Raw genomic sequence first — 12,655 nt, 5'->3', positions numbered from 1 at the left:
GCGAACTGGCCTGCTTGATCCAGCACCGGCCGAAGCCGCCGTTCAACCGAGCCGGATGAAATCGTTGGCACCGCTGCGCCGGGAACGCCGCGCGACCTCGAAGCCGTTGGCCGAACCCTTGTGATCGGTGTTGCCTTCGATGCTGAGAAAACTCTCGCCGTCGCCTTCGAAGGCGAAACCGGTATGGATCCAGTCGCTCGCGGTCTTGCGCACCAGGAAGATTCCGCAGGCGCCGAGCGTCGCGAATCCCGGGTCGCCGCCGGTCACCGATTTGCCCGGCACGAAACGTCCGGCTGCCTTGGCCTGACGCGCCAGTTCGTCGCAACCGAAGCTGCCGGCGATCGGCGCGCTGCGCCCGGCCTTCTCGGCCGCCTGCTGCATCACGAAACTGACGAAGCCCGCGCACCACAGCATGGCGTCGCCGTCGCTGCCCTTCATGTACGCGCGCACCCACGGCCCCCGATTGGCGCCGCCCAACTCGACCGGATGCGCGGCCAGATGCTGTTCGGCGAACCAGCGCACCAGGGCTGGATAGGCTTTGTTCGGCGCGATGGCGTGCAAACCCACCACCCGCGCCAAGGGTTCGGTCAGCGCCGCCCACACCGCCGGCGTCAACGCGCCGGCATAGGCGATCTGTTTGCGCCGGGCGAAGGCCTCCAGCGCGCGATTGCTGGCCGGGCCGAACTTGCTGTCGATCGGCGTGCCGTTGCCGTGATAGCCGAGCCACTCCTGGATCCGTTTGACCGCCGCGCCGCTGGCGCCCTGGGTCACCGCGCCGGGGAAATCCAGTTCGCGGCGGATATAAGCCTGATCCTGCAAAGGCATGTGCGTGCTCCGTGTAAGCGTTGCGTCCATGAGCCGCGGCGGCGCACTCGCGGCGCGCGATGACGCGCGCCGCGGACGCGGACCGTCGCGGTGTTCGCGGCGCACTCGCACTCCATCGAGTCGGGCCGCGACTTCATAGCCAACGCCGGCACGTCGCCGGGGCGGTCACCGACGGTTGCTTCGAAAGTGAATCAAACCGCGCGGCGCGGCGATCGCGCGAGTGCGATGTCCGCAATGCCGAGGCTTCGACGTTGATGCCGCGCTCGCGATCACGCAGCGTCGTGGAAGATCACGCCCAACGTATGCCGCTGCCCGTCGAGCAATCGGCTCACGCCGTGGCGCATCGTCACCCGGTAGTGACCGCGCGCGCCGCGCACGGGCCGCTGATTGACCGCAAACACCACCGCGTCGCCTTGGTTCAACGGCACCACGTCGACCCGCGACTGCATGCGCAGTCGTTGTTCGGTCAGCACGAACTCACCGCCGGCGAAATCGCGTCCAGGCTGCGACAGCAAGATCGCGACCTGCAGCGGAAATACGTGCTCGCCGTACAGATCCTGATGCAGGCAGTTGTAGTCGCCTTGCGCATAACGCAGCAGCAACGGCGTCGGCCGGGTCTGGCCGGCGCCATGGCAGCGGGCGAGAAACTCGTCCAGGCCGGCGGGATAGTCCACCACCACGCCCATCGACCGATTCCAAGCCGATGCGATCGGCGCCAAGCGCGGATACAAGGCTTCGCGCAGTCCTTGCACCGCATCGGGCAAGGGATAGCGGAAATAGCGGTACTCGCCGCGGCCGAACCCATGGCGCGCCATCACCACCCGGTTGCGATACAGCGCGTCGTCGTCGTAGGCCGCGGCGATGGCTTGGCATTGCGCGGGCGCGAGCAAGGCCGGCAACACGGCGCGCCCGCACAGATCCAGTTGCGCGGCGAGCTCTCGCCAATCGTGGTTTTCGATACGTTCGATCGTCGATCCGAACGGATCGTCCATGCATCGATTCGCGCGCGTCGGAGCCGTTGCGTTTGCGTTCATACAGTCGCTCGCGAAGAAGTCAACGACATCATCGCCGCGCGCGGTAGTGACAACTATCCGCTGCTTGCGCTGCTCCGCGGTGTTCGACGCGATCTTGCCGATCGTGCCGGCTCGAATGTTCAGCAACGAGCAAGACTGACGCGCGCGTCTTGCGAAAAACACTGGGAATCTCGTGACTTCTGGCCTAGGAAAACATCCAAGTACCGTAAACAGAACGTTTAGTTCCTGTAAAAAACCCCGATAAATTCAGCTTCGATTGAAGCGCAGTCACGATACTGCGCTCACCTATCCACATGAACGCCTTAACCCCGAGGCGCGTGGATCCGGAATAAAACCAATAAGAGGCTAGACCTTTATGAAGCGTGCATTGCTTGCCCTGACCCTCGCCGCCGCGCTGCCGTTGTCCGCTTCGGCCGCCGAAGGCATTTCCTACAACTACGTCGAAGCCGGTTACGCCAAGACCGACGGCAAGTACAGCTCGGGCGACGCCGACGGCTGGGCGATCGCAGGTTCCTACGCGTTCCTGCCGAACTTCCATGCCTTCGCTGGTTACAGCAAACAGGAAACCGATTCGCGGAACTTCGGCGGCTTCCGCGTACCCAGCACCGATCTGGACACCTGGAACGTCGGCGTCGGCTACAACCACGAGCTGAGCAAGCGCGTGGACCTGGTGACCCGCATCGCCTATGAGCAGCGCAAGTTCGACAACAGCCTGTTCGGCAGCGATAAGCTCAAGGGCGGCAACGTCGAAGTCGGCGTGCGCGGTTCGCTCGCTCCGAACTGGGAAGGTTATGCCTTCGCCGGTTACCAGGATTACGACCAGCACTACGACGGCAAGGCCTACGGCCGCATCGGTACCCAGGTCAAGTTCAACCAGAGCTGGGGCATCACCGCCGACGCCAAGTTCATCGACGGCGGCGAGAAGGAGTTCTTCATCGGACCGCGCTTCAGCTTCTAATCGAAAGCGCTACCGACAGCACTCCGCAACACTCGCGATCGATTCTCTCTCTCCCCCGAAACGTCGCGATCGAGCCCCGCCGAAACGTCGGGCTCTTTTTTTTGCGGCCTACGGGGGACATCGGCATTTCGATCGGCGCGGACACGATGCGGCATCAGCCTCGCGCGCCTGCGCAGCCTGCGTGCGATTCGCGCTTCGCCCCTGCATAAACGAACAAGCCTGGCGTCGGCCGGGCTTGTCGCTTGCGTGCGTGCTTGTTTGCGCCAGCGGCGCGCTTCAGCCTCTGGAGAACGCGGGCTGGGAGGTCTGTTGCTGCTGTGGCTCCTGCGCCAGCGCCGGTTGCGGCGTTTGCCCCTGGCGATGCGCGGCCAACTGGGTGTCGACTTCGGCCGCCGCCGGGATCAGCTGCTTCATGTCCACCGCGGCGACGAAACCCGGGGTCTGGCCGGCGACGAACAGTTTGCCGTCGCGCACCGCGACCTCGCCGATCTCGCTGGGCTTGGTGATGGCGGCGTCCTGGTGGGCCTTGAGCACCGCATAGACGACCGCTTCGTTGGGCACCTCGGCCGGCGCCTTGGCGCGGATCGCCTGGTACAGCGCGTTGTCCTGCGGATTTTTCAACGGACCGCCCGGATCGGCGGCCGACAGCGAACTGGAACCCTGCTCGCCCGGCTTGAGCGGCGGCGCGCCTTTGTCCGGCGCGGTCGGCTGCTTCTTTTCCAACTCGTTGATGCTCTCGTACAACTGGCGCGGAGTGTCGGTGATGCCGAGCAGTTCGCTGGCGCTGATGCGCTGGCCGGTGGTCTTCTCGGTCACGTCGCTGGCCCAGGACGCGCAGGTGTTGGTATAGCCCCAGGTGACTTTTTCCTTCAGCGCCGCGTCGAGTTTCTTTTCCTGCTCGGGCGTGAGCTCGATATAGCGGCTCGCGGTGGGCTCGAAGCCGCGCCCGACCTCGATGCCCTGGCGGATGTTGCTTTCCGGATGCGGATTTTCGGCCGCGAAGCGCGGGTGATCGTTGGGCCACAGACCGTAGACCTCGGTGTGCCCGTTGCGGGTGACCGAAATCCAGGCGTGACCGTCGGTGAGCCCGGCCGGCTCTCCGTTCGGTCCGGGACCGGCGTTGGTGTGTATGCCCAGAACTGTCTTAGCGGGATCGGCCATTGCTCGTTCGCTCCATCGATCGGGTCAGCGCGTTCAGGGATAAATCTGTTCTTCTACGTCGGCGTGGATCAGCAGGACTTTCTCGCCGTGATAGGGCACGCGCACTTCGGCCTGCCATTTGTCGTCGAGCGGAATCACGGTCTTGGCCATCGGCGCGCATTTTTCGCTGATGCCGCAGCGGTCGATGACGACTTTCAGCGTGTCGCCGGCCTTCTCGTAGTTGACGCCGCCGGAGTAGTAGGAACTCTCCGGGAACACGCTGTAGCGGATGCTCAGCTCATCGTCCTGCAGCTTCTGCACGACGACCGGCTCGACCACCGACTTGGAATAACGGGGCTTCATATTCACTCCTGTGCATGCGGCGACGAAAGGAAACAACGCGAGCAGAGCCGTCGATCTCTTCCACATAAGACGCTCCATCGATGCGGCGGTACGACCGTGCGCGGCGACGCTGAGCGCGCCACGCCGGCACGGCGCCCCGCGTCCGACGCGAGGGCTGTGCATAGCTTGAACGAAAAAAACGCGCAGAACCTGTCAACGGTCCAGAACCATCGAATCGGGCACGCGCGCTCAGCCTCTATGCCTCAGCGCGGGCTTCGCGACGCCAGGGCCGCAGCGAACGTGGCCGCCCAGCGGCTCAACCGAACAGGTCGTTCGGATACTCGGGCTTTTGTTCGCGCGAGAGCAGCTTGCGCAAGCCGTCGGACGGGGTGATCTGTCCGTGCAGCACGGCGCGCACCGCGCTGGAGATCGGCAGCTCGATGCCGTGGCGCTCGGCTTGGCGCATGACTTCATCGGCGGTCTGCACCGATTCGACCACCTGGCCGATTTCGCGCACCGCGTCTTCGATCGACTGACCGCGGCCGAGCGCGAGGCCCAGGCGGCGATTGCGCGACAGATCGCCGGTGCAGGTCAGCACCAGATCGCCGAGCCCGGCCAGGCCCATCAAGGTTTCCGGCTGACCGCCGATGGCTTGATTGAGGCGCAGCATTTCGTTGAGGCCGCGGGTGATCAGACCGGCGCGCGCGTTGAGGCCGAGCTGCATGCCATCGGCGACGCCGGTGGCGACCGCAAGCACGTTCTTCATCGCCCCGCCGAGTTCGGCGCCGAGCATGTCGTCGCCGGTGTAGGCGCGGAACGCCGGACCGTGCAGCGCATCGGCCACGGCCTGGGCGAAATCGGCGTCGTCGGAATGCACGGTCAACGCGGTCGGCAGACCTTGCGCGACTTCCTTCGCGAACGACGGTCCGGTCACCACCGCCAACGGCACGTCGGCGCCGAGCACTTCCTCGGCGACCTCATGCAGGAAGCGGCCGCTGCCGGGTTCGAAGCCCTTGGTCGCCCAGGCTACGCCTGCGTGCGCGGGCCGGTACGGCGCAAGCATGCGCAGGGTTTCGGCGAAGGCGTGCGAGGGCACCACCACCAGCACCAGATCGGCGTCCTTCAACGCGACGGCCAGATCGGTGGTCGCGCGCAACGATTCGGGCAAGGCGATGCCCGGCAGATAGCGCGGGTTTTCGTGTCGGGTGTCGATGGCCGCGGCGCCGTCGGCGTCGCGGCCCCACAGCACGGTCGGATGACCGTGCCGGGCGATCAGCGCCGCCAGCGCGGTGCCCCAGGAACCGGCGCCCAAGACCGCGATGCGCGGCTTGGGCGGGGTGGCGATCTGCGAACTCATGCGCGCGGCCGGGCCTGTGGGTTCAGGCTCAGGCGTTGCCGACGGTTTCCGCGTCGGCCAGGCTTTCGCCCTGACCACGCTGGCGCAGGCCTTCGGCGTACAGCGCGTCGAAGTTGATCGGCTGCAGGAAGAACGGCGGGAAGCCGCCGGCCTGGATCAGATCGCTGACGAGCTGACGGGCATAGGGATACAGCACGTTCGGGCAGTGGGTGCCGAGCATCGCGTCCAGGGTCTGGGCATCGAAGCCGATCAGACCGAACACACCGGCCTGCTTCACTTCGGCCAAGTACATCGGCTTGTCGTTGGCGGTGCAGGTCAGGGTCACGCCGAGCACGACTTCGAAGGCGTTCTCGCCCACGCGCTGCACGTTCTGCGACAGGTTCAGCTGCAACTGCGGCTGGGCGGCTTCGGCGAACACCGCCGGAGCGTTGGGTACCTCGAAGGAGACGTCCTTGACGTAAATCTTTTCGACGGTGAACGCGGGGCCGGTTGCGGCATCGGCCGGCGCGGTGGCGCCGTTGAGGTTTTCTTCGGACATCGGGTAACTCCCCCAGCAGAATGAATTTCGGAAAAGAAGCCGATTATGCCCGCTCGCGCGGACCGGGACCAAACGGCCCGGTGAGCGGCGCTTGCGGCATGGATCGACGATGGAGCCGTTTGGATTGAGGCGGGCCGGGTACCAATCAAGACCCGGACGGAACCACTGCACAAAACCGGACGACGCGGCCGAGACGGTGCGAGCCGCCGCGGCGCCGAGTCAGTTTCGCGGCCGCCGGATGCAGGAGGCGAGATTCGGCCGTCGCGGGCGGGCCTTGCGCGACCACCCTAAGCGCGGTCGATGGCGGCGAGGCGACAATCCGGACTCAGTTGCGGCCCTTGACCAGCGGCAGCTCGGCCTGCTGCCAGGCCTGGATGCCGCCGTCGAGCCAGTAGACCTGTTCGAAGCCGGCCTTCTTGAGCCGCTTGGCCGCGTCGGCCGAAGCCTGGCCATTGCGGCACACCACCACCACCGGCAACTGCTTGGCATTGGCCAGCAGCTTGCTTTCCGGATCGAACTGGCTGAGCTGGACCGAACGGCTGCCGGCGATATGGCCCTTTTCGAACTCGCCGCTGGCCGACAGGTCGATCACCAGGGCGTTGTCGCGGTTGATCAGCGCGGTCAGTTCGGCCGGACGCAGGGCCTTGTAGCCGCGAAACAGGCGCGCGACTTCGGTGTAGATCAGTGCGACGGTCAGGCCGGCGAAGCCCAGCGACAGGTACAAGTGGCGGCCGGCGAATGCCAGCAATTCTTCAAAGCTCACGGGATCGGGACTCACGCACAGGGCGAATCGGGGCGGGGCCGGCACGGCCCACGCGGGGCGGCGATTGTCGCCCAGGGCGCGCTGCGGCGCAAAAGAAGCGGATCTGGGGCGGCGCGGCCTGGCGGAGATATTCCCCGTTTGCCGCGTTTGAACCCCTTTCCCGCTTGCGGGGCGAGAGGCCGCTCTCGCGAGCCAATGGCTCGTGCGGCGCCGAACGCCCGAACGCTGTGCGTTCTCGGGCCGGGGTGGGGTCGGGTGAGGGCTCGGGAGACCCGCGCGCCCACATCCGCCGCTTTCACGGGGGTAGGCGCTGTCGGGCACCTTCTCCCGCACGCGGGAGAAGGAACATCAAAGGCTTATGCCTCGTGGGCTTACTGGCCTTCCCAGAAATCCGGCAGGCCGCTGATCAGCCACCAGGTCTTCACTTCCGGATCCCATTCCCAGGCCTCGATATAGCGCACGTTGCGCTCGGCCAGGGTGTGGCGGTTGATCACGCCGATATTGACCATGCGCACCGCCGTGCCCTTTTCCTTGTCCATTTCGGTGCCGACGTCGTTATAGCCGGAGACCTGGATCTGCTTGTAGCGCTCCAACTGCATCGGCGTGGGCGCCAGCTTGGCACGCAGCTCGGGCTTGATCAGGTTGGCCGCGCCCTCGAAATCCCCCCAGCGGATCGCCGCCGAATAGGCGTACTGCTGCTCGGTGATCTTGTTGTTCTGGGTGCCGGTGGTCTGGCAGCCGGTCAGGGCGAGCGCGAACAGGCAGGACAGCAGCACGAACTTCAGCAGGCGCATCGCGGACTCCGACGGAGGGGGACGTTCGGCGTGCATCGTACCCGCCGCGTCAGGGCTTAGCGATGGCCACGTAGCGGGCCGTGAACTCGGTCGCCACTCCGCCCTCGGGCAGCAACGCGCGCGCGACCAGCGAAGTGCGGGCGCGGCCGCGATCGCGCAAGGTGTTGAGAAAGCTGCGCCAATCGGCGTCCGGCGCGAGCTGGGCATGCACGTCCAGGTCGGCGAACAGCGGAGCCAGGTAACGGGTCTGGCTGTCGGCGACGTACACATCGGCGTGCATGCCGGCGTTTTCGATGCCCAGCGAGACCACGCCCCAGGACGCGAGGGTCATCATCGAGGCCAGGCTGCCGCCGAACGCGCAGCCCTTGTCGTTGAGGTGGTACGACAGCGGCGCATGCAGTTGCAGGCGCTGGCCGTCGTAGCCGGCGATGCTGACTTGCATCGCCGCGACCGGCGGCATGGATTGGTAGTGTTGATGAAGGCGTTGCAGGGCGGCGTCTGTGCTCATCGATCGAAGGCTGCGATTGCGTGGGGGAAAGGGAGCGGGCGGCGGCGCGACGATGCGCGACTGCCGCGAATGCGCGGGCTGTGCGAAGCTGATCGCATGAGCCGCGAGCCGCTGCGACCGCCGCGATGGTACGTGATCTCGTTGCGACCTAGCGACGAGCACGAAGACTTGCGCGATATCGTTTCGCAATACGGCGGCGCATTGATTGAGCTGTCGCCGTGGTCGATCCGCACCGAGAACACGTCGCTCGCGCGCGCCGCGCTGGCCGATGCCTTGAACGCACGGCAGATGTTGGTGACCAGCCCCAATGCGGTGCGTGCGTTGCGCGATCTGTACGCGCACGATCGCCGCCAGGCGAATGCGCTGCCGGCATTGCCCGCGCCGGGGCAGCGCTGGCTTGCGGTCGGCGCCGCCACTGCGGCGGCGTTGCGCGAATTCGGTATCGCCGATGCGCTCTGGCCCGAACGCATGGACAGCGAAGGTCTGCTCGCGTTGCCGCAACTGCAACACATCGACGGCGCGACGATCGGTCTGTTGACCGCGCCGGGAGGACGCGGCGTGCTCGCGCCGGCCTTGCAGGCACGCGGCGCGCGAGTGCTGCGCGCGGACATCTATGCGCGCGAACCGGCGACGCTGTCGCGCACCGAAGTCGCGCGACTGGTCGCGCTCGATGCGCCCGCGGTGCTCGCGCTGTCCAGCGGCGAGGCGTTGCAACGCGTATTCGCGCAGTTGCCGCCGCAGGCCATCGAGCGCTTGCGCGGCGTGCGCGTCAGCGCGGCCAGCCCGCGCCTGGCGGCACTGGCGCGAACGTTCGGTTTCGCCGATGTCGGCCTCGCCGACGGTCCCGGCGCGGCGCAGTTGCTGGCCGGTTACGGCGAGCGCCTGGGCATGCGCGGCAGCGACTGAATCCGATCGGGCGGTCCGGGCCGCGTCGGGTGGACGGCTGCGAACCGCCCGCGACGCCCGCCCGGGGACGGACTCAGGGGCCGGATCGGTGGCCGCACCGCGAGCGCCTGCACGCGCGAAACCGGACCGTGTCAAGACAGTCTTGATGCCTGCATCCGGTAGCATGACCGGGTCATGAGCGAGCCTTACCCATCCGTGCCTGTCGAATCCGTGCCCACTTCCCCGCCCGCCTCCCCCGCCCCGCGCCGCGGCTCCAACGCTTGGCTGTGGCTGCTGATCGTGCTGCTGATCGCTGCCGGCGGCGGTTGGTTCGGCTGGCGCCAGTGGCAGCAGCGCCAGACCCTGGAACGCGAGGCCGCGGCCGATGCCGATCAGCGCCTGGAGGCGCTGGATCAGCGCCTGGACACCCTGCGCACCACCCAGGAAGCGCAGAACCGCCGCATCGTCCAGGCCGACAGCACCAATCGCATACTGCGCGACGAACTGCACGGCATCGGCCAGCGCGCGGCGCTGATCGAGGACAGCGTGTCCAAGCTCGCCGACCCCGACCGCCATGGCGCTCAGGCCATGCGCCTGGACGAAACCGAATTGCTGCTGAGCCTGGGCCAACAGCGCCTGCTGATCGCCGGCGACCTGGAAGGCGCGCGCCGCGCCTACGCGCTGGCCGGCGGCGTGCTCGACGGCGTCGACGATCCGGCCTATCTGAGCCTGCGCCAGACCCTGCTGCAGGAAACCGCCGCGCTCAAGGAACTGGGCATCGAACCGCGGATGCAGGCGATGGCCAAGCTCGACGCACTGGCGCAGTCGCTGAGCCTGCCGGAAGAAGCCGCCACACACGCCGCGCCGGCGCCGGCGCCGTGGTGGCAGCGCGCGTTCGGCACCCTGATCGAAACCCAGCCGGTCGATCGCACCGTCGCCGCGCACCCCAGCGATCGCGCCGCCGCGCTGGCCGGGCTGCAACTGGAAATCTCGCTGGCGCGCGCCGCCGCCGAACGCCGCGACGTCCAGGGCTACCGGATCGCGCTCAAGCGCGCCGAACGCTGGGTGCTGCGCTTGTCGGCGCCCTCGCCTGCGCAGGACCGTCAGCTCGCGGCGTTGCGCGAGATGGCCGCGTTGCCGCTTTCACTCTCGGTTCCGACCCTCGGCACCACACTGCAGCAGCTGCGTCAGCTGCGCACGGCCCATTGAACGAGCTGTCGATCGGGCCATCCGCATGCGCGCTGATCGGGCCTAAGGAGGTGCCGCGATGAATCTGTTCCGCAATCTGCTGTTCTGGATCGTGCTCGCGCTGGTCGGTGCGCTGGTCGCGCAACTGTTGGTGCAGGATCCGGGCAGGATCGTGATTACCTACGGCGGCCTCAACCACATAACCAACGTGCCCAAGGCGCTGCTGATGCTGATCGGCACGCTGTTCGGCCTGTGGCTGGTGTGGAAGGTGCTGAGCCTTCCGTTCGTGACGATGCGCCGGCACCGCAAGAAGCAGGCGCGCGCGCGTTTGATCGACGGTCTGGACGCGTTGCATCAGGGCCATTGGGCGCGCGCGGAGAAGTCGCTGGCGCTGGCCGCGCGCAATCGCGACGTGGCCGCGATCGCCAGGGTCGGTGCCGCGCGCGCGGCCGCCGCGCGCGGCGACACGGCGGCGCTGGGCCAACACTTGGACATCCTCGCCGCCGATCACCCGATCGCGCGCGCGCTGGCCGTGGCCGACCTGGCCCTGGCCGAGGACCGCCCGGCCGATGCTTTGGCCGCGCTCGACGCCGCCAATGCGCAACCGCTGCCGCCGCGCGGACTGGCGCTGCGCGCGCAGGCGCTGGCCGCGCTCGGCCGCGCCGGCGAGGCCTACGGGCTGCTGGGTTCATTGCGCCAACAAGGCGCCTGGCCGGCCGAACGACTGAGCCGGCAGGAAGCGACCTGGGCCGAGGCGGCGCTGCGCGAGGCGGCCGACGCCAACGTGCTGGCCGACCATTGGGAAACCCTGCCCAAACCGCTGAAAACCGACCCGGCCGCGGTCGCCGCCTACGCCGAACGCGCGGCCGCGCTGCGCTGGGAAGAAGCCGCCGCCAAGAGCCTGGAACAGGCGCTGGACGCGCGCTGGGACGAATCGCTGGCCGCGCTGTACGGCCGTTTGCCGATCGGACGCCTCGACGCGCGCCGCGCCCAAGCCGAACGTTGGCTCGCCACCCAATCGGGCAGTCCGGGGCTGTTGCTGAGCCTGGCCCGCATCGCCCGCGCACAAGGTCAGTGGCCGCAGGCCGAAGCCTATCTGCACCGCGCCCTGGCCCAGGGCGCCAACAGCGAGGCCTGGGAAGAACTCGGCCACGGCTTCGCCCAGGCCGGCGACGAAAGCCGCGCCCGCTTGAGCTACCTCAACGCCCTGCGCGCCGCGCGCGGCGAGGCCGCCACCGAACTGCCGGGCCGCGATCTGCGCCAGAAGCTGTTCGACGAGGCGGTGATCGAGGAACGCGACGAGTTCGGGATGCCGCGGTTGCGCGGCTGATCGGTTCGCAAAATGAAAGAGCCCCGGGACGCCACGGGGCTCGATCGAAATGCCGAAATCAGGCGCGCATCCTTTCCGATTTTGCACTCCAGCCGGCGCCTTTCTCGCTGGCGACGAATTTCCTGGGCGCAGGCAGAGCGCACTCGAGCACTCGCAGCGACTGTAGTGCAACCGCCAACTTCTTTTCACCCAGTTTGGCTTGCTTATAAAGCAAGCGCAGCAACCTCTCAGCTGGCGCATCCACCTTGGAACGGCCCTTTTCCCACCGGGCAACCGCCTGCTCGTTGCAGCCGAGCAGTTCCGCCAGCATCTTCTGCGACAGCTCCAGCTCGGCTCTGATGAAACGGAATTCAGCGCCGCTCAACGAATGCGGACTGCTCACGATGATCGAACCAAGCGCGAGGTGGAGTCCATCCAGATCATGAATGGTCACGCCCTCTCCATAAGGAGTCTTGACCACTTTGTAGCCGTTTTTCAGGAATACGTTGGGCAGGCCGCAGCCCGCATAGCGATACATTTCAATCCTCCGAAAGGATTACGTACAGTTTTTCTACACGCGCACCGTCGACCGATGCCGCGACCTGGATAGAGAACCATCGACTTGCGGCATACCGTCTCATCCTGAACTCCCACAAGCCGTCTTCCGTGAACATCGGTCTTCCCGCGATCTTGCCTTCTCTCAAACAGGACATCGCCTGTTGAAAGAGCATGGCTCCGGCCATGCTTCGCTTCTCAGGAGGAGGTACGAACACCACGTTCGAGGAATCTTTAGCGGCTTGGCGAACCCGAGGTTCCAACGTGTTCGCCGTGATCCTGAAGCGGCTGATGGCCATCCCTACCCCAGACTTGATCCTATCAATTTGATAGGCATAAGCAACGCTGATTTCCGAAACGGTGACGGCCGTTCATGCGGCTATTAGTTTGGTACGGCGCCGAATCCAGCAATAGGGAGCGATGGTTGCGCGACCCCAATATCTGGGATCGGCAGTCCGC

Annotated in this window: 14 protein-coding genes; 4 read left to right on the top strand and 10 right to left on the bottom strand. The window is 66.7% G+C overall.

Annotation, left to right across the window (positions count from 1 at the left end; translation table 11 throughout):
* Positions 1 to 42 precede the first annotated feature (42 nt).
* On the bottom strand, positions 43 to 825 hold the full coding sequence (locus ACTOWJ_RS14755; protein WP_441335383.1) for a peptidoglycan-binding domain-containing protein: 783 nt from the start codon (positions 823 to 825) through the stop codon (positions 43 to 45).
* Between the two features lie 269 nt (positions 826 to 1,094).
* Complete coding sequence (locus ACTOWJ_RS14750; RefSeq protein WP_441335382.1) at positions 1,095 to 1,817, bottom strand: 2OG-Fe(II) oxygenase; 723 nt, start codon at positions 1,815 to 1,817, stop codon at positions 1,095 to 1,097.
* A 397-nt stretch (positions 1,818 to 2,214) separates the two neighbouring features.
* Between ACTOWJ_RS14750 and ACTOWJ_RS14745 the strand changes: the two genes are divergently transcribed.
* Positions 2,215 to 2,817, top strand: coding sequence for a porin (locus ACTOWJ_RS14745; RefSeq protein ID WP_441335381.1), 603 nt, complete (start codon positions 2,215 to 2,217; stop codon positions 2,815 to 2,817).
* 276 nt (positions 2,818 to 3,093) lie between these two features.
* On the opposite strand, the gene ACTOWJ_RS14740 is transcribed toward ACTOWJ_RS14745, so the two are convergent.
* The 7 genes from ACTOWJ_RS14740 to ACTOWJ_RS14710 form a co-directional block, all read right to left on the bottom strand.
* Positions 3,094 to 3,978 carry a hypothetical protein gene (locus ACTOWJ_RS14740; protein WP_441335380.1) on the bottom strand — a complete coding sequence of 295 codons (885 nt, stop codon included), beginning with the start codon at positions 3,976 to 3,978 and terminating at the stop codon, positions 3,094 to 3,096.
* Positions 3,979 to 4,011: 33 nt separating this feature from the next.
* On the bottom strand, positions 4,012 to 4,320 hold the full coding sequence (locus ACTOWJ_RS14735; RefSeq protein WP_441335379.1) for a hypothetical protein: 309 nt from the start codon (positions 4,318 to 4,320) through the stop codon (positions 4,012 to 4,014).
* 295 nt (positions 4,321 to 4,615) lie between these two features.
* On the bottom strand, positions 4,616 to 5,656 hold the full coding sequence (locus ACTOWJ_RS14730; protein WP_441335378.1) for an NAD(P)H-dependent glycerol-3-phosphate dehydrogenase: 1,041 nt from the start codon (positions 5,654 to 5,656) through the stop codon (positions 4,616 to 4,618).
* Between the two features lie 28 nt (positions 5,657 to 5,684).
* Complete coding sequence (secB, locus tag ACTOWJ_RS14725) at positions 5,685 to 6,194, bottom strand: protein-export chaperone SecB (protein WP_441335377.1); 510 nt, start codon at positions 6,192 to 6,194, stop codon at positions 5,685 to 5,687.
* Between the two features lie 325 nt (positions 6,195 to 6,519).
* Complete coding sequence (locus ACTOWJ_RS14720; RefSeq protein ID WP_441335455.1) at positions 6,520 to 6,957, bottom strand: rhodanese-like domain-containing protein; 438 nt, start codon at positions 6,955 to 6,957, stop codon at positions 6,520 to 6,522.
* 371 nt (positions 6,958 to 7,328) lie between these two features.
* On the bottom strand, positions 7,329 to 7,751 hold the full coding sequence (locus ACTOWJ_RS14715; protein ID WP_441335376.1) for a hypothetical protein: 423 nt from the start codon (positions 7,749 to 7,751) through the stop codon (positions 7,329 to 7,331).
* Positions 7,752 to 7,800: 49 nt separating this feature from the next.
* A complete protein-coding gene (locus ACTOWJ_RS14710) occupies positions 7,801 to 8,259 on the bottom strand; it encodes a YiiD C-terminal domain-containing protein (RefSeq protein WP_441335375.1) in 459 nt (152 codons plus the stop codon).
* 96 nt (positions 8,260 to 8,355) lie between these two features.
* Here ACTOWJ_RS14710 and ACTOWJ_RS14705 point away from each other — a divergent pair, with 96 nt between their 5' ends.
* The 3 genes from ACTOWJ_RS14705 to ACTOWJ_RS14695 all read left to right on the top strand — a co-directional run bounded on the left by ACTOWJ_RS14705 (position 8,356) and on the right by ACTOWJ_RS14695 (position 11,662).
* Positions 8,356 to 9,165 carry a uroporphyrinogen-III synthase gene (locus ACTOWJ_RS14705; protein ID WP_441335374.1) on the top strand — a complete coding sequence of 270 codons (810 nt, stop codon included), beginning with the start codon at positions 8,356 to 8,358 and terminating at the stop codon, positions 9,163 to 9,165.
* Positions 9,166 to 9,375: 210 nt separating this feature from the next.
* Entirely contained in the window at positions 9,376 to 10,353 is a 978-nt protein-coding gene (locus tag ACTOWJ_RS14700) for a uroporphyrinogen-III C-methyltransferase (protein ID WP_441335373.1), read from the top strand.
* A gap of 58 nt (positions 10,354 to 10,411) precedes the next feature.
* Complete coding sequence (locus ACTOWJ_RS14695) at positions 10,412 to 11,662, top strand: heme biosynthesis HemY N-terminal domain-containing protein (protein ID WP_441335372.1); 1,251 nt, start codon at positions 10,412 to 10,414, stop codon at positions 11,660 to 11,662.
* A gap of 58 nt (positions 11,663 to 11,720) precedes the next feature.
* Here ACTOWJ_RS14695 and ACTOWJ_RS14690 read toward each other — a convergent pair whose 3' ends face one another.
* Complete coding sequence (locus ACTOWJ_RS14690) at positions 11,721 to 12,179, bottom strand: helix-turn-helix domain-containing protein (RefSeq protein WP_441335371.1); 459 nt, start codon at positions 12,177 to 12,179, stop codon at positions 11,721 to 11,723.
* Positions 12,180 to 12,655 lie beyond the last annotated feature (476 nt).

The sequence above is a fragment of the Lysobacter sp. CA199 genome (genome assembly GCF_052078715.1).
Lineage (GTDB): Bacteria > Pseudomonadota > Gammaproteobacteria > Xanthomonadales > Xanthomonadaceae > Lysobacter.
Note: the sequence above shows the minus strand (reverse complement) of the source record. Positions and strands in the feature narration are given on the sequence as shown.

Coding starts and splice junctions, on each gene's coding strand:
- ACTOWJ_RS14755 (WP_441335383.1), bottom strand. CDS start 825: ATGCCTTTGCAGGATCAGGCTTATATCCGCCGCGAACTGGATTTCCCC.
- ACTOWJ_RS14750 (WP_441335382.1), bottom strand. CDS start 1,817: ATGGACGATCCGTTCGGATCGACGATCGAACGTATCGAAAACCACGAT.
- ACTOWJ_RS14745 (WP_441335381.1), top strand. CDS start 2,215: ATGAAGCGTGCATTGCTTGCCCTGACCCTCGCCGCCGCGCTGCCGTTG.
- ACTOWJ_RS14740 (WP_441335380.1), bottom strand. CDS start 3,978: ATGGCCGATCCCGCTAAGACAGTTCTGGGCATACACACCAACGCCGGT.
- ACTOWJ_RS14735 (WP_441335379.1), bottom strand. CDS start 4,320: ATGAAGCCCCGTTATTCCAAGTCGGTGGTCGAGCCGGTCGTCGTGCAG.
- ACTOWJ_RS14730 (WP_441335378.1), bottom strand. CDS start 5,656: ATGAGTTCGCAGATCGCCACCCCGCCCAAGCCGCGCATCGCGGTCTTG.
- secB (WP_441335377.1), bottom strand. CDS start 6,194: ATGTCCGAAGAAAACCTCAACGGCGCCACCGCGCCGGCCGATGCCGCA.
- ACTOWJ_RS14715 (WP_441335376.1), bottom strand. CDS start 7,751: ATGCGCCTGCTGAAGTTCGTGCTGCTGTCCTGCCTGTTCGCGCTCGCC.
- ACTOWJ_RS14710 (WP_441335375.1), bottom strand. CDS start 8,259: ATGAGCACAGACGCCGCCCTGCAACGCCTTCATCAACACTACCAATCC.
- ACTOWJ_RS14705 (WP_441335374.1), top strand. CDS start 8,356: ATGAGCCGCGAGCCGCTGCGACCGCCGCGATGGTACGTGATCTCGTTG.
- ACTOWJ_RS14695 (WP_441335372.1), top strand. CDS start 10,412: ATGAATCTGTTCCGCAATCTGCTGTTCTGGATCGTGCTCGCGCTGGTC.
- ACTOWJ_RS14690 (WP_441335371.1), bottom strand. CDS start 12,179: ATGTATCGCTATGCGGGCTGCGGCCTGCCCAACGTATTCCTGAAAAAC.